Origin of the sequence: Rhodococcus sp. BP-261 (assembly GCF_019835205.1) — a bacterium.
GTDB classification, from domain to species: Bacteria; Actinomycetota; Actinomycetes; order Mycobacteriales; family Mycobacteriaceae; genus Rhodococcoides; species Rhodococcoides kyotonensis_B.
Map to the genome: position 1 here is coordinate 143,068 of NZ_JABUCO010000008.1, position 22,799 is coordinate 165,866.

Annotated in this window: 15 protein-coding genes; 8 read left to right on the forward strand and 7 right to left on the reverse strand. The window is 67.1% G+C overall.

Annotation, left to right across the window (positions count from 1 at the left end; all coding sequences use genetic code 11):
* Positions 1-335: 335 nt before the first annotated feature.
* The 4 genes from HQ354_RS12195 to HQ354_RS12210 all read right to left on the reverse strand — a co-directional run bounded on the left by HQ354_RS12195 (position 336) and on the right by HQ354_RS12210 (position 6,774).
* Positions 336-1,652 carry a S1 family peptidase gene (locus HQ354_RS12195; protein WP_222634735.1) on the reverse strand — a complete coding sequence of 439 codons (1,317 nt, stop codon included), beginning with the start codon at positions 1,650-1,652 and terminating at the stop codon, positions 336-338.
* A gap of 90 nt (positions 1,653-1,742) precedes the next feature.
* Positions 1,743-2,867, reverse strand: coding sequence for a hypothetical protein (locus tag HQ354_RS12200; RefSeq protein WP_222634736.1), 1,125 nt, complete (start codon positions 2,865-2,867; stop codon positions 1,743-1,745).
* A 56-nt stretch (positions 2,868-2,923) separates the two neighbouring features.
* On the reverse strand, positions 2,924-5,011 hold the full coding sequence (locus tag HQ354_RS12205; protein WP_222634737.1) for a LuxR C-terminal-related transcriptional regulator: 2,088 nt from the start codon (positions 5,009-5,011) through the stop codon (positions 2,924-2,926).
* On the reverse strand, positions 5,011-6,774 hold the full coding sequence (locus HQ354_RS12210) for an Hsp70 family protein (RefSeq protein ID WP_222634738.1): 1,764 nt from the start codon (positions 6,772-6,774) through the stop codon (positions 5,011-5,013). Before HQ354_RS12210 ends, HQ354_RS12205 begins: the two co-directional genes overlap by 1 nt.
* Before the next feature lie 257 nt (positions 6,775-7,031).
* Here HQ354_RS12210 and HQ354_RS12215 point away from each other — a divergent pair, with 257 nt between their 5' ends.
* From HQ354_RS12215 to HQ354_RS12225, 3 genes are all read left to right on the forward strand, one after another.
* Positions 7,032-9,911: an IniB N-terminal domain-containing protein gene (locus HQ354_RS12215; protein WP_222634739.1), complete on the forward strand. Its 2,880-nt coding sequence runs from the start codon at positions 7,032-7,034 to the stop codon at positions 9,909-9,911.
* A gap of 99 nt (positions 9,912-10,010) precedes the next feature.
* Positions 10,011-11,825 carry a dynamin family protein gene (locus HQ354_RS12220; protein ID WP_167675143.1) on the forward strand — a complete coding sequence of 605 codons (1,815 nt, stop codon included), beginning with the start codon at positions 10,011-10,013 and terminating at the stop codon, positions 11,823-11,825.
* Positions 11,822-13,270, forward strand: coding sequence for a dynamin family protein (locus HQ354_RS12225; protein WP_167675141.1), 1,449 nt, complete (start codon positions 11,822-11,824; stop codon positions 13,268-13,270). Before HQ354_RS12220 ends, HQ354_RS12225 begins: the two co-directional genes overlap by 4 nt.
* A 14-nt stretch (positions 13,271-13,284) precedes the next feature.
* On the opposite strand, the gene HQ354_RS12230 is transcribed toward HQ354_RS12225, so the two are convergent.
* Genes HQ354_RS12230 through treS form a run of 3 tightly spaced genes read right to left on the reverse strand, consistent with a single transcriptional unit; the run spans position 13,285 to position 17,033 of the window.
* Positions 13,285-14,247 (reverse strand): ABC transporter substrate-binding protein, encoded by a 963-nt coding sequence (locus HQ354_RS12230; RefSeq protein WP_068425420.1) that lies wholly within the window; start codon positions 14,245-14,247, stop codon positions 13,285-13,287.
* A 51-nt stretch (positions 14,248-14,298) separates the two neighbouring features.
* Positions 14,299-14,835: a hypothetical protein gene (locus HQ354_RS12235; protein ID WP_240930865.1), complete on the reverse strand. Its 537-nt coding sequence runs from the start codon at positions 14,833-14,835 to the stop codon at positions 14,299-14,301.
* Between the two features lie 17 nt (positions 14,836-14,852).
* Positions 14,853-17,033 carry a maltose alpha-D-glucosyltransferase gene (treS, locus tag HQ354_RS12240; protein WP_068425418.1) on the reverse strand — a complete coding sequence of 727 codons (2,181 nt, stop codon included), beginning with the start codon at positions 17,031-17,033 and terminating at the stop codon, positions 14,853-14,855.
* 253 nt (positions 17,034-17,286) lie between these two features.
* Here treS and HQ354_RS12245 point away from each other — a divergent pair, with 253 nt between their 5' ends.
* From HQ354_RS12245 to HQ354_RS12265, 5 genes are all read left to right on the forward strand, one after another.
* Entirely contained in the window at positions 17,287-17,784 is a 498-nt protein-coding gene (locus HQ354_RS12245) for a hypothetical protein (protein WP_068425416.1), read from the forward strand.
* A gap of 248 nt (positions 17,785-18,032) precedes the next feature.
* Entirely contained in the window at positions 18,033-19,877 is a 1,845-nt protein-coding gene (dnaK, locus tag HQ354_RS12250; protein WP_068425414.1) for a molecular chaperone DnaK, read from the forward strand.
* A complete protein-coding gene (gene grpE, locus HQ354_RS12255; protein ID WP_068425412.1) occupies positions 19,874-20,509 on the forward strand; it encodes a nucleotide exchange factor GrpE in 636 nt (211 codons plus the stop codon). The genes dnaK and grpE overlap by 4 nt, the downstream gene beginning before the upstream one ends.
* 31 nt (positions 20,510-20,540) lie before the next feature.
* Complete coding sequence (dnaJ, locus tag HQ354_RS12260) at positions 20,541-21,719, forward strand: molecular chaperone DnaJ (protein WP_068425409.1); 1,179 nt, start codon at positions 20,541-20,543, stop codon at positions 21,717-21,719.
* Complete coding sequence (locus tag HQ354_RS12265) at positions 21,719-22,132, forward strand: heat shock protein transcriptional repressor HspR (RefSeq protein ID WP_068425406.1); 414 nt, start codon at positions 21,719-21,721, stop codon at positions 22,130-22,132. The genes dnaJ and HQ354_RS12265 overlap by 1 nt, the downstream gene beginning before the upstream one ends.
* Positions 22,133-22,799: the final 667 nt, after the last annotated feature.

Genomic DNA, 22,799 nt, shown 5'->3' on the forward strand with positions numbered 1-22,799 from the left:
TCGAACGCAACTCCAAGCAGTCCAAGCATGTGATTCCGTATCTGTTCGGCGACGAGTTCGTCGGGGATATTCGAGGGGTCGAGCTCGTAGTGTGCGAAACGAATTATATGGCGCACGAACCGAATTGCCGGTTTCTGCAGTCTGTGTCGACAATCCAGCCGTAGACGCTCGCCGATTCGCCAACCGCGCGGCGAATGGTCAGCGAACAGGCGTGCGTCTGACGAAACGGTGAGCGTCTGCCACAGCAAACCGCACGCAGACAGAAAAATGGGCCACCGCAGCACGTGCTGCGATGGCCCATCGTCGAGCAAATTGGACTAGCCGAGCGAAGTGGACTAGTCGACCGGAGCGGTCCGCACCGTCGTACCGGTTTCCGCTGCGATGGCGTTGACCGGAATGCCCAGGCTTGCAGTGCCACCGAAGTGGGCGAGCGTGATGTTGGCTTCGGTGCAGTTCGGCGCACCACCGCTGTTCGAGCCACTGGTGACGCCGAGAGCGAGCGTGCCCGTCACGATCGCGCCACCACTGTCACCGGACAGGGTGCATGCGGTACTGGCGAATCCGCGGACGGTACGGCTGGTGCCGTCGTCCATGAACAGCTGTGTCTCGACGCGGTCGGCGGCGATGACACCGCACGTGAACGACGACGACTGACCGGATTTGCACACCGGTGCTCCCACAACGGGATCGGCGGTGCCCGTGATGGTCACCGTGCTGCCGTTGGCGCCGCGCACGGTCGGGCGGTCGAGCCCGGACTGAACTGCCTTGTCGTTCAACGAGATGACCGACCAGTCGAGCGCATTGCCCGTGCCGAGGCTCGAACGCTGGAACGAGCCGATCTGCGTGCTGTTGTGTACGTCAGCAGGGTTCGGCAAGTACACCGGGGCGCCGCCTGCACCTGTCTCCGCATTCGGATTGCAATGTCCCGCACTCAGATTGACCGGGTTGCCGGAACCGTCGACAGCATTGAACCCGAACGAGCAGATGCTGATGTCGGTGGTCGGCACCTCCGCGATGGGAGCAGGCGTCGTGATGTAGGTGTCTCCACCCATCGGCGACGGGTCGGCCGGCTGCTGTCCGCCGGGAGACAGATTGACCTTCAGATTCGCCAGCAGAGTCGGGAGATTGAGCGCGCGTCCGATGTCGCTGTTCGCGATGTCGATGACGACTCGGTTGTCCAGGAAGTCGATCGAGGTTCCGTTGATCTGACTCGAGACCTCACGAGGCAGCGACGCCACCCACTTGTTCAGTTCGCCCAGCGACTGTTCGAGACCGTCCGCCGACACGGGGCGCTGCTCGGTGCCGAATCCGTCTTTCGCGACGGCACGCGCAGCGTCCTGCGACGTCACGGCGACCACGGCCTGACCGTCCTCCCCGATCCAGGCGCCCGCGAAATCACCGGGACGCGAGGCGCGGAAATCGGATGCGTACGTCGACAATTCCTGCGCGCGTGCAGCGCGGTCCAAGTACTCCTGCGGCGAAATCTTCAGATCGCGGATCACCGCGTCGGCGAGTTCCTGCGGAAGCTGATCCGCGGAACCCTGCACGACGGTTCCCTCGGGGGCAGCCGAGGCAGGAGTGGAGAAAGCAGCGAAGAACAACAACGCCGATGAACCGATCACTGCGGCGCGCAGTGCCCCCGTGTTACGCATGAAATCCCTTCATCGGGTCTGGTGTCAGCGCCCCACCTTAGGGCATGAGTGTGTGCAGCCGGCACCGACGCAGGTCAGCGTGCGGGGGAGCTAGCCGAAGGCAGGAGTATCCGGCGTCTGAATCGATTGACCCGTGTCAGGCGTCGCGGTTGGCACGGTGCTGCCGTCGCCTTCGTCGACTTCTTCCGACTGGTCCTCCTCCGGAACCTCAGGCGTCGACGGCTCCTTCTCGGGACGGTCCGGAGTGGTGACGTCGGGAGTGGTGGTCGTTGCGTCAGCCGCCGGCCGCGTCGCGATTGGCTCTTCGACGGCCGGAGGCGTCGTTTCGGGAGGTGTGGTGACCTCGACCGTCGGGACCAGCATCGCCGGCGCTTCGGGTTCGACGATGGGAACGACCGTCGGGAACGGGATCTGCGGGGCAGGCGAAGAGACGGTTGTCGTAGGTGCGGCGACGTCGGCGCTGTCGATCGTCGGAACGACCGTCGAATCCGACCCGCGCAATGCCAACGCCGTGACCCCGGCTGCGAGCGTGAGCACGGCAGCGAAGCCGGCAGCAAGAAGAAGAGGAGTGCGCGACGACGTTCGACGCCCTCCGGCCACCGGGATTCTCTCGGTCACCGCGTCGACGGGATACGCACCCGCTAGCGCTGCGGCACCGCGCGCGGCGGCGATACCGGAATCCGATCCGGCCCACGTCGACAAGGTGCTTTCCGACCACGCTCGCAGTGCTTCGGCTTCCGACACGAGCGCGACGTGCCCGAGGCCGTGATGGTTCATGGACTCCCGCACGGATCCGATGTGTTCGGCAGTCCAGGTGGCTGGGTAGGTCGCCGCTGCGGCGAGGGCGTCGACTCCGTTGTTCGTCGGGCCCGCGACGTCGCTCAACAGGCACAACATCGTCATCGCAGTGAGGTCCGAGGCGCTGAATCCGCCGCGGTCGTCGGTGTCGGAGACGAAACCGGTGAATTCGGTCGCGTCGGCGTCGTCGGTGCCGCCCAGAGAGGCAGAGCCGTCGGCATGCACGAACAGCACCGTCGGATGCAGTGACGCAACGTGCAGCGACGGGTCCGAACGCAGCGGGTGGGACACCGCGGCGATGGCTCGGTCGTCGTCGATGAACAGGCCCACGTCGGGAAGTGTTTCGCCGGTGGACGAACTGTGCGCGGGCTGCGCGTGCCGGTTGTACATCTCAGCTTTGACCTCGGGTCGGACCATGGCGAACCGTACGGCGCACCTCACTGCCCGGGATGTCGTATTCGGGGGCCCGGGAGTTACACCTCGGCGCCGCTCGACCCGTATCCCATGGCACGCAGCATCGACAACAGTTCCGAGCGCGAGCCGGCGCCGAGCCGTCGGCGAATGCGTGCAACATGATGTTCGACGGTCTTCGCCGAGATGTAGAGCCTGCTGCCGGCCTCGCGGTAGGTGATACCGAGGACGAGGAGTTCGGCGACCTCCGCTTCGCGTGCGCTGAGAGACCCCTTGGGTTCCACCGTCGTTGCGGTAGGCGCCGCGACGGGTTGGCGTAGCGATCGGGCGATCTGCAGGAGTGCCGTCGCGACCCGCGTGTCCTCGACGCGTAACGCTGCTTCGCTGGCGAGACGCGCCCCGTCCCATGACAATCCGACGCCCGCCAACGAGCGTGCCGCGGATTCGACGTCCGCAACATCGGGGTGCCCCTGAAGTACGGCCAGCCACGCACGGCCAGCACCTGCCAGCGCCGCGCTGTAGCGGTTCGATTCGGCTGCGGCCGCAAGTACTTTGGCGTGCGGGACGAGCGCGGGTGGATTCTCGGCGAGGATCGCCGCCTGAACGCCGTACCAATGCAGCGCCGACGACCATGCGGGCGGCTCGTCCAACATCTCGACGACGAGCTGGGCTTGCGCGACGAGATGCGACACTGCCTCCGGTCTACCCAGTCGTACTGCCGCAAGCCACAATTCACCGACCGGGAGTAGTGAGAGCAGATCTGCCGCGTAGGCGGCGACGACGTCCTGTGCGTCGTCCCACGCCCGCAGCAGCGCGCCCGCGTCGCCCGAGCGTCGCGCGAGGCCGACGCGGAGTGCGTGCGCGAAGAACAGACTGCGCGTGTGCGACGCGGGGATCTTCACTGCGTCGAGCCCGGAGGCCGCCGACTGGGTGTCCCCGGCGAGCATCGCAGTCCAGATGCGCAGCAACGCGATTCGGGTGGCAGCGGGGTGGCGAGGGGGCAGCTGGTCCGCGGCGCGCGCGGCGATCGACTCCGCTCTCGCCAGGTCACCCGAATGCAGAGCGAACAGCACCGACGTCGACGCGGCGTTCTCGGGCGCGACGCGGCGAATGCTGGTTCGGGACAACGACACCGACCGCATCAACGTGTTCGTCGCGGCGACGACGTCGGCGGTCGACCGGGCTGCGACGCTTTGCTCGAGGCCCGTCGCCAACAGGGCCACGGCGGCGGTCGCCGACGTCGGTGGCGCTGACGGCTTGTCTGTGTCAGACGCAGGGAGAACGCCGCCGACGAGTGACACCGTTCGCGCGAGATCGGCGTCGGCGCCGAGTCGTTCGGGTCCGAGCCACTCGAACAGCTGAACGCTTCGTGCTGTCATCCCGCGTTCGGCGGCGACGGTGGCGGACACCCTGACCGCTCTGCGTAGGTCGTCGACATCGACCGACGTGCTGTTCTCGAGCACGGTGTCGCACAACTGCTCGGCCGCATCGAAGTCGCCGAGCGCGGCCGACGCCTCGGCTCGGCGCGCGGCCACCGGCAGCGGATCAGCCCCGGCGTCGACGGCGCCCGCATAGAGGAGCGCGGCGTCGTCCGGCTCGGCGGCGTCCGCGGCAGCGGCGAGGAATCGGGCCAATGAGGGGTGCTGTATCCCGTTGCGCGACAACGTCAGTGCGGTGGACGCGTCGAGAGTCTCGGTCTTCAGCCGGAACTCGAGCAGCGTCGTGAGCACGGCCGAGAGTCGTCGAGCGCCGAGAACTTCACGCAACGCCCGGTCGACGCCCGGCAGCGGACCTGCGGCCAGCACACCCGACGCGAGCGCCTGCTCGAGAACGGACGCGGCGTCGGAGCCATCGGACAGTTCGGTCAACACCTCGACGTCGTGACCGATGCCGAAGTGCACAAGGGCGACGACGTCCTGCTCGGAGCTGTCGAGGTCACGAAGCTGTCGAACCTGATGCTCGTACACGGCGTCCGCGACGACTCGGGTGACGGATTCGTCCGAATCAGCTTGTCGCGCAGCGTCGATCGCGATGTCCACCGTCGTCGGACACCCGCCGGTCACCGTCAGGACGGTACTGGCGAGAGCGCCCGAGATCGGTCGACCTCGTTCCGCTGCCCGTGCGGCAATCGCCGGCTTCGTCAGCGACATCAGTTGCCGAGCAGAGGTCCGGTAACTCCGCCGACGACGTTGCCGAGACCGTCGACGACGCCGCCGGTCAGGCCTCCGACGCCGGTGCCGAGATCGCTGACGGCTCCGCCGACGCCGGTACCCACGTCACCGAGCGTCGGACCGTTGTAGGTCGGCGGGGTGTAGGTGGGTGCTGTGTACGTCGGTGCCTGCGGGCTCGGAACGGACACGCTCGGGACGGAGACGTCGGGAACGGCGACGTTCGGCGCGGGCGCACCCGGTGTTCCGGTTGCCGCGGGAGCTGCCGGATCGGCGACGACGGTGCCGTCGGGCGCGATCACGGTGCCCGGCGCCGGGATGAGCGTTCCGTCGGCTGCGACGGTCGGGGCGGGCAGGCCGTTCGACGTCGTGGCCGTCCCGTTCGAGTCGGCGACGGTCGCTGCGGTGGTTCCGGGCGCCGTCGTCGTCGACGGGGTCGTGGTACTGACGACCGCTGCATCGGCCGGCGCGTCGTTCGAGGTGAGCGCGGTACCGAGGGAGAGTCCGCCGCCGGCCAGAACGGCAAGTGCCGCAACCGAAGCGACGACGATACCCGCGCGCTTGCGGCCCGACATGCGGCCCTCGTCGGCAGCTGCCGTCGACATCACCGGCGCGGGACGAGGCGCGGGCCGGGTGACTGCGACGGCTGCCGCCGTGGGTGCCTCGGCGACGCTCGCGGCGGCGATCTCCGCGCCGAACAGTGCGGCTCCGATGGCCGGGATGCGGTCCGGGTGCGGACCGGTGACGACCGGTACTCGCAGCTCCGAGGAGATCAGTTCGGCGACGAGTGGAATGCTCGAGCTGCCACCGATCAGGAGAACCTGCGTCACGTCGGAGATGTCGAGACCCGTCGTGTGCAACGTTTCCCGGACCAGTTCGATCGAGTCGAGAATCGGCCGGCGCAGCAGGTCTTCGACCTCGTCGCGAACCAGACGCGTCTCGGCGCTGAATCCGGGCAGGTCGACCGACAGCGTCGTCGCGGTCTCGTAGGACAGCTGCTCCTTGGCCTCGCCGCAGCGGGCGCGCAGTTCGACGAGAGCACCGACGGTATCGGGATCGAACGGATCGAAATCGAAAGAATGGCTGCTCGAGACGGTTTCGAGCACGTACTGCGTGATCAGGTGGTCGAACTGCGCGCCGCCGAAGTCGGTGGAGTGCACGCCGGGGCCGAGGGCGCCCTGCTCGACGCCGGTTCGCATCAACGTCACGTCGAGCGACGACGCGCCGAGGTCGTAGACGACGACGAGTCCGTCGCCCGACGCGCCGCGCATGCTCTCGAGCCACCGCATCGAGGAGACCGAGTCGGTGACGAGGGTCGCGTCGGGAACGCCCGCACGTCCCAGCGCGTCGCGCAGGGTGTCGACGGTGTAGCCGGACCAACGATCGGGATGGGTGAGAACGACGGCCGCGTCGGATTCCGCCCCCGCGCTCACCTCGGCGACGAGAACACGCGCGGCCGTGGCGAACAGATCCTCGGCCTGGTGCGAACGGCCGTCGTCGTCGATGAGCGGAACAGGGTCGCCGACGCGATCTGCGAAGCCGCTCAGCAGGTGCCGCGGGCTACGCTCCCCTGTGTTCGCGAGGCTGGGTGCGGCACCGGGGCGCAGATCGAGCGCGGACTTCTTGGTGACGGTGGGCATGGCCTCGTCGGTCGCGTAGTCGCGGGGCGCGTGCGGGTCGTGGGAATCGCTGCGGACGGCCACCGAGGTGATCGTTCCGATCCTTATGCCGAGCCCTGCGCTCATTTCTGCGTCTCCGACTTCTCGAGGTGCCAGCGCCGAGCGGCGCTGTCGTTGATGTCGAAAGCATGGCATCTTTCGTTACGCTTCACAGCTGCTCACGGATGGTTGGCGGGGAAATCCCCTATAGCTCCGAGATCCCCTAATGCGACACCCCTGGGAGAAGCTTCGTGAATAGGGGGCTGGGGCCCGTTGGCCGAACCCGCTGGGGTCCATAGCTTTGTGATCAACCACGAATCACCGATTCCAGAAGGAGCCAGGACATGGCCACCAACGCAGTACTCGACTTCATCCTCAGCCTGCTGCGCGACGACGAGGCAGCTGCCGCGTACTGCGCCAACCCCGAGGCTGCTCTCGCCGCGGCCGGGCTCGGCGACGTCTGCCACGCGGACATCGTCGCGGTCGCACCGATGGTCGCCGAGTCCGGCCTCTTCGCCGGCGCCGGATCGCAGTTGGCCGCGATCGTCGGCGCAGGCGCGTCGGGTGGCATCGAGGGCGGTCTCGCCGGCGGTGCCGCGATCGGCGGCGGACTGTCGACCGGCCTCGGCCTGACCGCAGGAGCCGTCGTCGGCGGTGGCCTTGCAGGCGGCGGAATCATCGGCGGTGGAATCGGAGGCGGACTCGGCGGTGACATCGACCTCGCGGGCGACATCGCAGCGTCCATCGGTGCAGCTCTCAGCGCGGCACTGGCCGTCGGTGGCCAGATCGGTGCCGAGCTCGGCGCAGCATTCGGCGCCGCACTCGAGGCGATCATCGGCGCGGGCGGATCGATCGACCTCGGTGGCGCAGCGGATCTCGGCGGCGCACTGACCGGCCTCATCGGCGGCGGACTCGACCTCGGTGCCGACGTGACGGCAGGACTGAACGGCGCTCTCGACGCGGCCCTCGGAGCTGTGGGCGGCATCGACCTCGGCGCTCTCGCCGGCGTCGACGGTGCACTGAGCGGCGCCCTCGAATCGGTCTTCGGTGTCGGCGGAACCATCGGTGCCGACCTCGGCGCAGCACTCGGCGACGCCTTCGGTGCCGTGATCGGCCTCGGCGGAATCGATCTCGCCGGTGACCTCGGAACCGCACTGACCGCGGGCCTCGGCCTCGGCGGCGGTGTCGCAGCAGGACTCGGCTCGGCCCTCGACGCCGCGATCAGCGCAGGCGGCGGTCTCGCGGGAGGCCTGGCCGGCGGTCTTGCGGGTGGTCTCGAAAGCGTTCTGGCTCTGCAGGGTGGCCTCGGAACTGCCCTCGGCGGCGCCCTCGGTGCCGTCCTCGACGCAGGCGTCCTGGCCGATCTGGACCTCGGTGGCCTCGTCGGCGCCGACCTCGGTGCCATCGTCGCAGGCACGCTCGGAACCGCGCTGGATCTCGACGCAGGTGTCATCGGTGACCTGACCGGTTCGCTCGGCACGGCGATCGACGGCGCATTGGGCGCAGGTCTCGGTGGCAATCTCGAAAGCATCCTCGGCGGCGCGTTCGGACTGGGCGGCGAAGCGGGAGCAGGCCTCGGCGCAGCTCTCGACGCCGTGCTCGACACGACCGGTGCACTCGACCTCGGTACGGCTCTCGGTGCAGGCGGAGCGCTCGGTGGCGCACTGACAGGTGCACTCGACGCAGCCCTCGGTGCAGCAGGCGACCTGGCGGGTGGCGTCGACCTCGACGTGGCCTCGGGCCTCGGCGGCGCACTCGAGAGCGTCTTCGCGACCGAAGGCGGCCTCGCGTCGACGATCGGGTCCTCGCTCGGCGCAGTGCTCGACGCGGGTGCCCTCGCCGACCTGGACCTCACCGGAGTGACCGGCGCCGACCTCGGCGGCATCGTCTCCGGTGCACTCGGCACCGCACTCGACCTAGACACCAGCGCGATCGGCAGCCTGACCGCGGCTCTCGGCTCCGCACTCGACGCGACTGCAGGCGTCGACGTCGGTGCAGCCACCGACCTCGAAGGCGTGCTCGGCGCAGCATTCGGTGTGGGCGGCGAAGCGGGCGCAGGCCTCGGCGCAGCCCTGGACACCGTCCTGGACACCAGCGGTGCACTCGATCTCGGTACGTCGCTCGACCTCGGTACGGCCCTCGGTGGCGGCGCAGAGCTCGGCGGCGCGCTCACCGGAGCTCTCGACGCGGCCCTCGGTGCGGCCGGCGACCTCACGGGTTCCGGTGATCTGGGACTCGGAACCGTCGGCGGCGTCGCAGGTGGCCTCGCAGGCGGACTGGACGGTGGCCTCGCCGCCGTCGGCAACGCAGGTGCAGGCCTGACCGGCGGACTCGCAGGTCTCGGCGGCGGACTCACCACCGGCCTCGGTGGCGCTCTCGGCGGAACCGTCGGTGCGGGTGTGGACGCGGCTGCTGGTCTTGGCGGTGGCTTGGCTGGTGCGGTGGATGGAACTGTCGGTGCGGGTGTGGACGCGGCTGCTGGTCTGGGCGGTGGCCTGGCTGGTGCGGTGGATGGAACTGTCGGTGCGGGTGTGGACGCGGCTGCCGGTCTGGGCGGTGGCCTGGCTGGTGCGGTGGATGGAACTGTCGGTGCGGGTGTCGATGCGGCTGCTGGTCTTGGCGGTGGTCTGGCTGGTGCGGTGGATGGAACTGTCGGTGCGGGTGTCGATGCGGCTGCTGGTCTTGGCGGTGGCTTGGCTGGTGCGGTCGACGGCGCTGCCGACCTCGGTGGCTCGGTCGCCGGTGACCTCGGCGGCGGCCTGACCACCGGACTCGGTGCCGGAGTCGACGCAGGTGCGACAGCAGGCGCAGGCGTCGCCGGCGCAGTCACCGGCGGTGCAGAAGCCGCAGGCTCTGCCGCCGGAAACGTGGCGGGCGACGTCGCAGGCGGACTGGCCGGTGGCGTCGACGCCGGATCCGACGTGGCAGGTCAAATCGCGGGCGGAATCGGCGGCGGTGCCGACGCAGTCGGCGGACTCGCAGGTGGAATCTCCTCCGGCATCGGCGGATTCGCCGACGGCGCCGCGAGCACGTCCGGTTCGCTGTCGGGCTCGTTCGACGGGGCCGCGTCGAGCAGCGCCTGGTCGTCGGTCGACTCCGATGTCTTCGGCAGCGCAAGCTCGGCATTGTCGGGTGACAGCAGCCTGCACGGCGACATCGACAGCACTGCCGCGTCCGTCACCGACGTCGCGGTCGACCACAACACGGACCTGCTGAACCCGTGACACCCTGACATGTAACGACGAAGAGGCCCCGCATAGTGCGCGCGGGGCCTCTTCGTCGTTAGAGTCTCGTTCAAACACACGTGTATCCGAAAGAAGGCTATGGACGGGCAAGCGAAGCAGCTGGCCGATCTGCTCGATCGCACTGCGGCAGTGGCGCAGACGGTCGGACGGTCCGATCTCGTCTCGCGTATGGAACTCGCACGCGATCGAGTGCTCGACCCCAGAAGACGAATAGTCGTCGTAGGACCCCTGAAACAGGGAAAAAGCCAGTTCGTGAACTCGCTGCTGAATCTGGAGGTCTGCTCGGTCGGCGACGACGAGACGACGGCGATCCCGACGATCGTGCAGAACGCGGAACAGCCCAGCGCGCAACTGGTTCTGGCCGACCCGGGTAACGACCCGATACGCGTCGACCTCCCTCTCGAGGAACTGCAGACCGTCACGCCCGCGAGTCCACGTGCCGAGGGGCGTGAGGTGCTGCGTCTCGAGGTGAACGTTCCGAGTCCGCTTCTCGCGGACGGCCTCGTTCTCGTCGATACGCCCGGCGTCGGAGGTCACGGAAATCCACATGCCGCAGCAACTCTCGGCCTGATCCCGTCGGCCGACGCGGTACTGGTCGTGTCGGATGCAAGTCGTGAGTTCACCGAACCCGAAACCGCCTTCCTCCGACAGGTTCTCGGCCTGTGCCCGTCCGTCGCCGTGTTGATCACCAAGACCGACCTGTATCCGCACTGGCGTCAGATCGTCGAGGCCAATCGCGGGCATCTGCAGCGTGAGGGGCTCGACGTTCCCATGATCCCGCTGTCGTCGCTGCTGCGTTCACATGCACTGCGGTTGAACGACGAGGAGCTGGGCGCCGAATCGGGCTTCCCAGATCTCTACGCGTTCTTGCGCGACCAGGTCGTGTCGACGGCCGATGCCACGACGCGTTCCGCTGTGTCGCTCGACGTCCGTTCCGTCACCGAACATCTCACGCTCGCCATGGGCAGTGAGCTTGCGGCACTGCGAGATCCGGAGCGCGCCGCGGCAGCCGTCGCCGGACTGCAGCGGGCCAAGGCCGCCGCCGAGGAACTGCACAAGAAGACGTCGCAGTGGCAACAGACGCTGAGCGACGGTATCGCCGACCTCGCGTCGGACATCGACCACGACCTGCGCGACCGCCTGCGCCGGGTGACGCGCGAAGCAGAGGAGACCGTCGACGAAGGCGATCCCGGATCCGATTGGGTCGAGCTGGGGGAATGGCTCGAGGAGCAGATCGCCGCATCCGTCGGCGACAACTTCGTGTGGGCGCACGAGCGTGCACTGTGGTTGTCCGAGCTCGTCGCGGAACACTTCGCGGCAGCGGGAGCCGTCGCGCTACCCGATCTGGACCTCGGCGACCTCGAGAACGTGCTCGATCCCGTTGCGTCGCTTGCGGATCTGGAGACCGGCAAGACCGGTATCACGCAGAAGGTGCTCGTCGGTATGCGCGGGTCGTACGGCGGCATCCTGATGTTCGGTCTCATCACGACGTTCGTCGGGCTCAGCCTGCTCAACCCGATCTCCATCGGCGCCGGAGTGCTGCTGGGCACGAAGGCGTACAAGGAGGACAAGGAAAATCGGATCAAGAGCAGGCGTGCCGAGGCCAAGATGGCGATCCGCCGATTCACCGACGACGTCAGCTTCCAGGTCGGCAAGGAGTCCAAGGACCGACTGCGGCAGATCCAGCGCGTCCTGCGCGACCACTTCACGTCGATCGCCGAGCAGACTCTTCGATCGCTCAACGATTCGCTGAAGGCCGCCCAGGAGGCCGCGAACGTCGAAACCACCGAACGGACGACGCGCATCGCGCAATTGGATCGGGACATGAAGGTCGTCGCAGAACTGAACGAACGCGCGTCGGCTCTCGTACCGGCAGGTGATTCCGTCCGGTGACCGCTCTCGCCGACGCTCGCACCCTCATCGCCGCGGCACGCAGCGCCTACTCCATCGACACCTATGCGGCCGCAGCACTGACGGAATGTCTCGACCGGCTGGACCAGCCGTTACGCGTCGCGCTGGCGGGGTCGTTGAAGGCGGGCAAGTCGACTCTGCTCAATTCGCTTGTCGGACAGGACATAGCGCCGACCGACGCGACCGAATGCACCAAGGTCGTGACGTGGTACCGCAGCGGCCCGTCGCCGACCGTGACGGCCTGGTACGACGGTGACCGCTCCGCACACGTGCCGGTGCAGCGTCGCGACGGAAGGCTGACGTTCGACCTCGGTTCCCTGACGGCGTCGCAGGTGGATCGCCTCGACGTCGAATGGCCGGCGCGAACGTTGCACCACACCACCATCATCGACACCCCGGGGACGTCGTCGCTGTCCCGCGACGTGTCGGCGAGGACGCTGTCGATGCTGACACCGGAGAACGCGTCGTCGGGCGCGGACGCGGTGGTGTATCTGCTACGGACGCTGAATGCGACGGACGTGTCGTTCCTTGGCCAGATCGGCGCACACGTCGGCGGCGAGTCCGGCCCGCTCGGTGTCGTGGGCGTCGTGTCCCGTGCCGACGAGGTAGGCGCGGGCCGCATGGACGCGATGATGTCCGCCAAAGAGGTGGCGTCGCGCTTCGCCGCCGAGTTGGAGGCGACCGGGCTGTGCCAGGCTGTCGTTCCGGTGGCAGGCCTGCTCGCGTTGGCGGCAGAGACGTTGCGGCAGAACGAGTTCGCCGCCTTCGAGACGCTTGCCCAGGTGCCCGACGCCGACCTGCAGCTCGCCATGCTGTCCGCCGACCGGTTCTCCCGTCCGGGATTGCTGCCGGTGGACGCGGATCTGCGTGCGTCCATCGTCGACCGCTTCGGGTTGTTCGGAATTCGCATGGCGATCACGCTGATCAAGCTCGGTGTGCACGATTCACCGACGCTCGCAGCGGAACTCGTCGAGCGTAGTGGGTTGAACGAACTGCGTTCGGTCATCGACGTCCAGTTCGGCCAGCGTGCCGACCAGCTGAAGCTTCACTCGGCTCTCGTTGCGCTGCAACGCATCCTGGAAGCGCGGCCGATCCCGCAGTCCGGGGTTTTCCGTGCCGAAGCAGGCCGGATGTTGGCCGACGTGCACGGTTTTCAGGAGTTGCGCCTGCTCGGCAGGATGCGCTCGCAGGCGCCGAAGCTTCCGGAAGGCGACCTCGCCGAGTTGCAACGCCTCATCGGCGGCTACGGGATAAGTCCCGCGGCGCGGTTGGGTATGGACGCGGACAGCGGGATACGCGACGCTGCGCTCACCGCAGTGCAGAAGTGGCGCAGGATGTCCGAGCATCCGCTGCTCGATCCCTTCACTGCGCGTGCCTGCGCCGTGGCCGCGCGCAGCGCGGAGGGCATCGTCGCAGGCACGCGCTGATCCGGACGTAGCTCCTACTCGGGTGCGTACAACTGCTCGACCAGGTCGAGCGTCCACAATGCGGTCAACGGTCCGCCGTCGTTGGTGAACTTGTCGGTACGGACGATGCGGCCGTTCGCTACCGCGGGCAGGGACGTCCAGAGTGCGTTGGCGTTCATCGCGCGCAGGTCCTCGTCCGTGGTGATGGCGGCGATGATCGCGTCGGCGTCGCCGGCCGCCGTGATGTTCTCGGGCCCGTACTCCACCTCGGGAGTCGCTGCATCCCATGCACTTCCGAAGCGCGCACCGATGTCCACGAGTGCGATGGACGGAACACGCTCGCGTCCGACGGAGATGCCCCCTTCGTCGGATGTGCTGACGGGCAACACGACGGTGTTCGCGATGGCGTCGGCGTGGGTGGCCTTGATCTCGCCGACCCGTGCGTCGTACTCGGCGATGATCTTCTGCGCGTCGTCCTGCAGGTTCAACGCGTCGCCGACGGCCTGGACGTCCTGCTGCCACGTGACACCGGAACCGGTGGAACCGACGGGCAGAACCGGTGCGACGGTGCTCAGCTGGTCGTAGATCTCCTCGACGACCTCGTCACGACCGATGATCAGGTCGGGGGCGACGCGTGCGATGGACTCGACGTCGACGACATTCCGCGGATACAGCTCCGGAACCCCGTCGGCGAGAAGCGCTTCGGTGGGTGCGGTGAGGGCGCCCGGAATCTCCGGCGGAGCTTCGGTTTCGACCGGCATGCCGACGATCGGAAGATCGAACGCGAGTGCGATGTCGAGGTCGCGGCGCCCGTCGATGACGACGACGGATTCGATCTCGTCGGGAACGTCGATCGTGCCGAACTGCGTCGAGACCGAATGCGTACCCGGTGTCGCCTGTTCCTCGGACGCTTCCGAGGAACTACAGGCAGTGACAAGTAAGAGAACCGACGCCGTGCTGGTCAGAGCCATGAGACGTCGAGTCGGGATCGAATTCATGACTTAAGTAAAGCAACCCTTAGCTGTTGAACGCATCCCGGGCGGCGAAGATCACTTCCGGGCCATACCGATAGCCGCGGCGACCGACGCGATTGCGGCGAAGCCCGCACCCACCAACGGACCCCACTGCAGCACGCCCGATGCGATGGACCCCGCGTCGGACATGAACGACCAGAACAGGACGCACGCACCGACCGTAGTGAGTCCGACGACGAGGAGAAGAATTCCCGACGCGACCCGCTTGGCGGCGGCCATCGACAGACCGAGCGCCGCGAGCAGAAGCAGTACCAGCGCTACGGCGCCGCTGCCGAGCAGGGTTGCCGTCACCGTGTCCGCGACCTCGGGCGACGTGGCGCCGGCCCCGGCGTCCTGCACCGAGACCGCAAGAGCGGCGCGCACGTCGTCGTACTCGAGGGCGACGACGGCTGCGATCCCGACCAACACGACGGCCACCGCAGCCCACGCCCACAGTGCGATTCGCAGCGCGGGCGTCGGCCCGGTCGGTTCGGTGTGTGGACGCAACGGAGCGACGGAGAATTCCGGGCGTGCCGGCGGTCGACGAAACTCGGATTCTCGCTCTTCGTTCACGCTGACCAATCCTAGGGTCACCGCAGGATGACCGGCACCCCCTGGTACGGCGCGAGCGTCATCGGGAAACTGTTCAGCTCGTCGACCACAGCGACTTCGGAGTCGTCGAACATGTCGTAGACCGTCGCACCTGCCGTCAGATGTTTGGACTGAATGGTGGCGACGACCTCGTCCGACGAGAAGTTGATGACGGTCGCCTGGATGACGCCTTGATTCAGGCAGTGGACCAGCACGAGCAGGCCCTTGTGAGACACCGTCGGCACGTCGAGCTGTTGCGCAGTGGCGATGCCGTACCTGTTGCGTAGCTCGATGATTCGGGCCAGACGACGGGCGAACGAGTTGTGGTCCTTCAACTGCTCGGGAAGCGTGCCGTACAGGCTTCTGCCGCGCGGCATTCCGGATTCCGATCGTTCGGCTTCGGGATAGCTGCCCATCAGGTCGTGCGCCCCGCGGTTCAGCCAGCGGGTGTCGCCCTCACGGATGAGCTCGGCCACGTCGTCCGCGTCGACCGGCAGAATTCCGAGCAGGTCCCAACCGGACAGTGCGAACACGCCGGGCTGCAGCGCGTTGTACATCGCGAGCATCAGATGTGCCGTCTTGACGGTCTCGATGTCGGATTCGTCCATCCGGTCGAGGTCTCTGATCCCGAGCGACGCCGTGATGACACTAGCTGTGGTGCAAGCGATTCCGTTGGTCGTGAACGTTCGGTTGTACGGCGCCCATCGGCCGGTCAGACGGTCGGTGAGCTCCGCGCGGATCTGGTCGCCCAGGTCGGAACCCTTGACGACCTCGCCGCAATAGTGGAACTCGTCCTCGGCATGCAGCGTCGCGAAGTGAATCAGCTCGAAGGTGAGCTCGTCGTGGTTCTGCAGCGCGTGCACCAGAGATGCCGGGTCGACGCCGTGGTCGCGGGCCAACGACATTGTCAGCCGCAGGAATTCGGTGTTTCCCATGACGAGTGCGTGGTGGTACGCGGGCCGGTTGATGAAGTCGTACGACAGGTCGGCGCCGTTGGCGCCCATCGCCTTGATGTCGTCGATCGTCAGGTTCAACTCCTGGAACGTGAACCCGCCCATCTTGCGTACGACACTCGCGATCAGATGATTCGCGGCCTCGGACAACGGATGTCCCTCGGACCACCCCGGTCCTTCGGCGCGACGCTCGACGCCCAGGAACCCGTTCGCGTCGAGACGCAGGGCGCCCGCTCCGAGATCGGCGATGGAGTGGCACGCGTCGCCGATCACCAGACGCATTCCGGCGAACGACGGGTCCAGCCAGTTGATCGACGGCTGCCCCGCCTTGAAGTAGTGCAGATACACCCAGCGTCGTTCGACGCCATCGACACCGACGACGGGAGCTGTTGCGCTCCAGTTGGTTTCCTTGACGCCGAGCTCGTAGAAGATGACGCGCTGCAGCTGGCCGATGATGTAGCCGGCGCGGGCGAGATTGGCCTCGGCTTCGGCGTCGATGTTCTGTGAATCGGCGCCCGCGCGGACGCGGGGGAGCAGATGCCAGTCCTGCGGTTCGATCTCCACCATGTGGTAGATGCCCGGGTAATCGGCGACGGCCATCTCCGCGAGCCGGAAGTCGGCACCCTTACCGGTGTGGCCGGGGACGATGTCGTCGATGACGATGCCGTCGTACGCGGCTGCGACGACGCACAGGCGTCGGAACTCTTCCTCGGTGCCGAAGGCCGGGTCGATCTGCATGCCGATGCGGTCGAAGTGACCGTCGACGGACGGTGTCGGACGCCAGCCGTGGATGCCGCCCGCGACCTTCACCGGCCCGGTATGGACTGCGGTGATACCGATTTCGGAGAACGCCTGCCACAGCGCCTCGTCGCCGAGGGTGCTGAGGAAGCTCGTGCGTGGGGCGTTGATGACCGAGATCGGGTAGGCCGTGAACCAGACGGGCGCACGTTCGACGGCACCGCGCGGGTTCGGATCGGCGTACGGGTTCTGCCACATGCTGCCCTTGCCGGACAGCTGCTCGGCGATCAGCGTGGCGTCGCGCAGCATCGACTGCTCGGTGAGCCATTCGACGTACTGCGGATTGTCCGCCGACGGGTCGCCGTCCTGGGACCGCGCGCCGTTGCGGTCGGCACGGCGAACGGAAGGGCGCAGCGGACGGGGTCGTGCCGGATAGAACTTCTCGTCGTACGTGATCTCGCTCGGTTCGTGCTGCACTTCGGGATCCATGTGCCTCCGTAGCCTCGCTTTGTTCTAGACCCTACGTACGCGCGGGCTGCGCCGCAGTGTTCCGTATCCCCCCGCCGATATTCCGCGAAACCTGACTGCGAGACAGGCTCTGCGGCGGTGAATTACATCGTTGTAAGCCGTGACGTTCGGTGCTTGAAGCGTCACCCAATCGAGACCGTTCGGTGTGGAATGTCTGATTGATGTAGGTAATAGTTAGTCGCAACAACCTTCACTTCAGTCACAGGAGTCACATATGCGTCGCTTTGCCCGCACCACAGTCATGGCCTCGACGGCCGTCTTCGCCGCCGCCGTCGGTGCGGTCGCGCTGGCACCCGTTGCGTCGGCTCAGGAAGAAGAGGCGCCCGCACCCGCGCCGTTCGGATCGTCGATGCCGGAGTCGCCCGACCTCGCGGTGGCCATCGGAACCAAGTGCGTGCCTGTCGAGGGCAAGGAGGGGCTGTTCGCCGCTCTGACGATCGACGTCGAGAACGTGGGCAAGGGTGACGCGGCGAACGTCGCCACCAACTTCGCCGTGTTCCCCGATGCGCCCGGTGTCTTCAACGAGGAGGTCATCGAGGCCGGCGAGAAGGTGACCTACACGGTCCCGAGCGAGCTGACCGAGTGGGTCTCGCGTCCCGGCGGTGCGGCAGCGTTCAGCCCGCAGCTCGACGCCGCGTACCCGAACAACATCGCCGTCGGCCTGCTGAGCATCAACTGCGCGCCCGAGGTCGACGACGAGGCCGACGCCTAGATTACGAGCTTTCACCGAATCTGCGCCGCGACGGGTATGCCCGTCGCGGCGCAGTGCTGTGTCGGGCCATGTCGAACAATTTTCGTGAGCCGCGGGAACAAACGCGCCGACCCCTCCGTTGAGCCTTTCGACAGCCTTGAGTGGACCAGGCTCAAGTCCGAGTTGACGGATCCGAATCCGTCGGGGCAGACTTGAGTGCGGTTCGCTCAGCTAGGAATCAGACCAAGCTACAAACAGGAGGAAACACTATGGCTCGTGCGGTCGGTATCGACCTCGGGACCACCAACTCGGTCGTGTCCGTCCTCGAGGGCGGCGAGCCGGTTGTGGTCGCCAACTCCGAGGGGTCACGCACCACTCCGTCGATCGTCGCTTTCGCCAAGAACGGTGAAGTGCTGGTCGGCCAGCCCGCGAAGAACCAGGCGGTTACCAACGTCGACCGCACGATTCGCTCCGTCAAGCGCCACATCGGCACCGACTGGACGACGTCGATCGACGACAAGAAGTACACCTCGCAGGAGATCTCCGCGCGCACGCTGCAGAAGCTGAAGCGCGACGCCGAGGCCTACCTGGGCGAAGAGATCACCGACGCGGTCATCACCGTGCCCGCCTACTTCGAGGACGCGCAGCGTCAGGCAACCAAGGAAGCCGGCCAGATCGCCGGTCTCAACGTCCTGCGCATCGTCAACGAGCCCACCGCGGCTGCTCTCGCATACGGCCTGGACAAGGGCGACAGCGAGCAGACCATTCTGGTCTTCGACCTCGGTGGCGGCACGTTCGACGTCTCGCTGCTCGAAATCGGCGACGGTGTCGTCGAGGTCCGTGCGACGTCCGGCGACAACCACCTCGGTGGCGACGACTGGGACGAGCGCATCGTGACCTGGCTCGTCGACAAGTTCAAGGCTCAGAACGGCATCGATCTGACCAAGGACAAGATGGCGCTGCAGCGTCTGCGTGAGGCTGCCGAGAAGGCCAAGATCGAACTGTCCTCCAGCCAGAGCACCTCGATCAACCTGCCGTACATCACGGTCGACGCGGACAAGAACCCGTTGTTCCTCGACGAGCAGCTCAGCCGTTCCGAGTTCCAGAAGATCACCTCCGACCTGCTCGACCGCACTCGTGCGCCGTTCCAGGCAGTGGTCAAGGACTCCGGCATCGCCGTCAAGGACATCGACCACGTCGTGCTCGTCGGTGGTTCGACGCGTATGCCCGCCGTCTCCGAGCTCGTCAAGGAACTCTCCGGCGGACGCGAGCCCAACAAGGGCGTCAACCCGGACGAGGTCGTGGCTGTCGGAGCTGCTCTGCAGGCCGGCGTACTCAAGGGTGAGGTCAAGGACGTTCTGCTCCTCGACGTCACGCCGCTGTCCCTCGGCATCGAGACCAAGGGTGGCGTGATGACCAAGCTCATCGAGCGCAACACCACCATCCCGACGAAGCGATCCGAGACCTTCACCACCGCTGACGACAACCAGCCGTCGGTGCAGATCCAGGTCTTCCAGGGTGAGCGTGAGATCGCCGCGCACAACAAGCTCCTCGGCTCCTTCGAGCTGACCGAGCTGCCGCCGGCTCCGCGCGGGGTGCCGCAGATCGAGGTCACCTTCGACATCGACGCCAACGGCATCGTGCACGTCACGGCCAAGGACAAGGGCACCGGCAAGGAGAACACGATCAAGATCCAGGACGGCTCCGGCTTGTCCAAGGAAGAGATCGACCGGATGGTCAAGGACGCCGAGGCGCACGCAGAAGAGGACAAGGCGCGTCGCGAAGAGGCCGAGGTCCGCAACCAGGCCGAGTCCCTCGTCCACCAGACGGAGAAGTTCGTCAAGGACAACGAGGACAAGGTCGACGCAGAGCTCAAGGGACGCGTCGAGACGGCCATCGAAGAGGCCAAGTCGGCTCTCGCCGGTAGTGACATCGCGGCTGTGAAGACGGCCGTCGAGAAGCTGTCGACCGAGTCGCAGGCACTCGGAACCGCTATCTACGAGGCTCAGGCCAAGGAGCAGGGCGGCGCCGACGGTGGCGCTCAGGCAGCCGACGACGGCGTCGTCGACGCCGAGGTCGTGGACGAGCCTGCCGACGATTCGGAGAAGAAGTGAGCTCGGAGAACACCGAGCAGGAACCGGTCACCTATGTCGACAAGCGCAAGGTGGATCGCGAGACCGGTGAAGCACGGGACGGCGACGCAGTAGCGGAACCCTTGGCGGGTACCGCGGCTGCGCCGCAGCCCGGCTCGGTGGAAGAAGCGATCGCGGAGGACGAGCAGGACCCGCGTGACACGCAGGTCGAAGAGCTCACCGCGGATCTGCAGCGTCTGCAGGCGGAGTACACCAACTACCGCCGTCGTACGGATCGGGACAAGCAGTCGGTGATCGACAACGCCAAGGCGTCCGTCGTATCGCAGCTGCTTCCCGTTCTCGACGACCTCGAGCGCGCGCGTCAGCACGGCGACCTGGAGACGGGTCCGCTGAAGTCGGTGGCCGACAAGCTGGCCGGTGTCTTCACCAACATCGGTCTCGCGACGTTCGGTGTCGTCGGCGACACGTTCGACCCGGCGATCCACGAGGCCGTCTCCCACGAGGGCGACGGCAGCAATCCGGTCATCGGGACGTTGATGCGTCCGGGCTACAAGCTCGGCGACAAGGTCCTGCGTACCGCGATGGTGGGCGTGGTCGACGAAGTCCCGGCAACAGCTGCGGAATCGGATGCCGATGCATCCGAGGAGAAGTAAAAAGAAATAGAGCGAGAGGAGGAAACGCCCGGTGAGCCAGCGGGAGTGGATCGAGAAGGACTTCTACAAGGAGCTGGGCGTTTCCTCCAGCGCCACCACGGAAGAAATCACCAAGGCGTACCGAAAGTTGGCCAGGGACAACCATCCCGACGCCAACCCGGGCAACGCCGAGGCCGAGCAGCGGTTCAAGGCCGTCAGCGAGGCCAAGTCCGTGCTGACCGACCCGGCCAAGCGCAAGGAATACGACGAAGCTCGACGGCTGTTCGCGTCGGGCGGCTTCGGTCGCGGCGGTGGCGGTGGGTTCAATCCAGGCGCAGGCGGGTTCGGTGGTGGCGGACAGACGTTCGACGTCGGCGACATCTTCGGTCAAGGCGGCGGTGACGGCGGCATCGGCGACCTGTTCGGTGGTTTGTTCAATCGCGGCGGTGGCCAGCAACGCACCGCGAGCAATCGGCCGCGGCGTGGCAGCGACGTCGAAACCGAGACGACTCTCGGTTTCCGCGAGGCCACCCAGGGCGTCACCGTTCCGCTGCGGCTCACGAGCCCGTCGTCGTGCACCACGTGTCACGGCAGCGGGGCCAAGCCCGGAACCAGTCCGCGGGTGTGCCCGAGGTGCAACGGCGCCGGCGTCGTCAACCGCAACCAGGGTGCGTTCGGATTCAGCGAGCCGTGCGACGACTGCCGCGGAACCGGCTCGATCATCGACGACCCGTGCGACGACTGCCGCGGAACCGGTGTGCAGAACCGCACGCGCACCATCACCGTGCGCGTCCCACCAGGAGTTTCGGACGGCCAGAAGATCCGCCTCGCAGGCCAGGGCGAAGCCGGGCTGCGTGGAGCACCGTCGGGCGATTTGTACGTCACCGTCCGTGTCCGGCCCGACAAGGTCTTCGGACGCACCGGCGACGACCTGACGGTCACGGTCCCGGTCAGCTACGGCGAGCTCGTGCTCGGGACGACGCTGTCCGTCCCCACGCTCGACGGCCGCGTCGGAGTGAAGGTTCCGCCGGGAACGGTCGACGGCCGCGTGCTGCGTGTGCGTGGACGCGGCGTTCCGAAGAAGGCCGGAACACCCGGTGACCTGATGGTCACGGTCAAGGTCGCGGTGCCGCAGAAGCTCGACGATCCGGCCACCGAAGCCTTGCATGCCTATCTGGAAGCAGAGAAGGCCAGCGGATTCGACCCGCGGGCCGGGTGGGCAGGTGCATGATGACGGTTCCCCCTCCCGGCTCCGGCGCGCAGGGGCCCGGCCACGCTGATCCCGACGCGCAGGTGTTCGTCATCTCCGTCGCGGCACAGCTCGCCGGCATGCACGCGCAGACGTTGCGTACCTACGACCGGCTCGGGCTCGTCACACCCCACCGCACCAACGGCGGTGGGCGACGGTACTCGCCGCGAGACGTGGCGCTGCTTCGCGAAGTTCAGCGGCTGTCGCAGGACGAAGGCGTCAACCTCGCGGGCATCAAGCGCATCATCGAGCTGACCAACCAGGTCGAGGCACTGCAGGCGCGGGTAGCCGAGCTCGCGCAGGAGTTGGCAGATGTTCACGCCGGCTACCGACGCGATCTCGTCCCGGTGCAGCGCAACGCCCTCGTCGTCTGGAAGCCGCGCAACCAGCGCTGACTTTGCTGCGCACGTTGCAGCTGCTGCGCAGGTTGCAACGTGCGCGTTTGCTGAAAGGTGCGCGGTGGGCGCGGAGGTTCGCTCTCTCGGCCCGTGCTGCGCACGTTGCAGCTGCTGCGCAGGTTGCAACGTGCGCGTTTGCTGAAAGGTGCGCGGTGGGCGCGGGGTTTCCCTCCCTCGGCCCGTGCTGCGCACGTTGCAGCAGCTGCGCAGGTTGCAACGTGCGCGTTCGCTGCAAGGTGCGCGGTGAGGCGCGGTGTTTCGCTCTCTTTGCTTTGCTGCGCACGTTGCAGCCGCTGCGCAGGTTGCAAGGTGCGCGTTCGCTGCAACCTGCGCGGTGGGCGCGGAGTGTCGCTCTCTGCCCGTGCTGCGCACGTTGCAGCTGCTGCGCAGGTTGCAAGGTGCGCGTTCGCTGAAAGGTGCGCGGTGGGCGCGGTGTTTCGTTCTCTCTGCCCGTGCTGCGCACGTTGCAGCTGCTGCGCAGGTTGCAACGTGCGCGTTCGCTGAAAGGTGCGCGGTGGGCGCGGTGTTTCGTTCTCTTGAACTGCCCTGGGACTGGTGGAGACTGTGATCTCACCAGGAGAATGCAGGTATGGGTGCACCAAGGAAGTTCGATGCCGAGACTCGTGAGCGGGCGGTTCGGATGTATCGGGACCGTCTGGCCGGG

Coding starts and splice junctions, on each gene's coding strand:
- HQ354_RS12200 (WP_222634736.1), bottom strand. CDS start 2,867: ATGGTCCGACCCGAGGTCAAAGCTGAGATGTACAACCGGCACGCGCAG.
- treS (WP_068425418.1), bottom strand. CDS start 17,033: ATGGATCCCGAAGTGCAGCACGAACCGAGCGAGATCACGTACGACGAG.
- HQ354_RS12215 (WP_222634739.1), top strand. CDS start 7,032: ATGGCCACCAACGCAGTACTCGACTTCATCCTCAGCCTGCTGCGCGAC.
- HQ354_RS12265 (WP_068425406.1), top strand. CDS start 21,719: ATGACGGTTCCCCCTCCCGGCTCCGGCGCGCAGGGGCCCGGCCACGCT.
- HQ354_RS12230 (WP_068425420.1), bottom strand. CDS start 14,247: ATGAATTCGATCCCGACTCGACGTCTCATGGCTCTGACCAGCACGGCG.
- HQ354_RS12245 (WP_068425416.1), top strand. CDS start 17,287: ATGCGTCGCTTTGCCCGCACCACAGTCATGGCCTCGACGGCCGTCTTC.
- HQ354_RS12210 (WP_222634738.1), bottom strand. CDS start 6,774: ATGAGCGCAGGGCTCGGCATAAGGATCGGAACGATCACCTCGGTGGCC.
- HQ354_RS12220 (WP_167675143.1), top strand. CDS start 10,011: ATGGACGGGCAAGCGAAGCAGCTGGCCGATCTGCTCGATCGCACTGCG.
- HQ354_RS12205 (WP_222634737.1), bottom strand. CDS start 5,011: ATGTCGCTGACGAAGCCGGCGATTGCCGCACGGGCAGCGGAACGAGGT.
- dnaK (WP_068425414.1), top strand. CDS start 18,033: ATGGCTCGTGCGGTCGGTATCGACCTCGGGACCACCAACTCGGTCGTG.
- HQ354_RS12195 (WP_222634735.1), bottom strand. CDS start 1,652: ATGCGTAACACGGGGGCACTGCGCGCCGCAGTGATCGGTTCATCGGCG.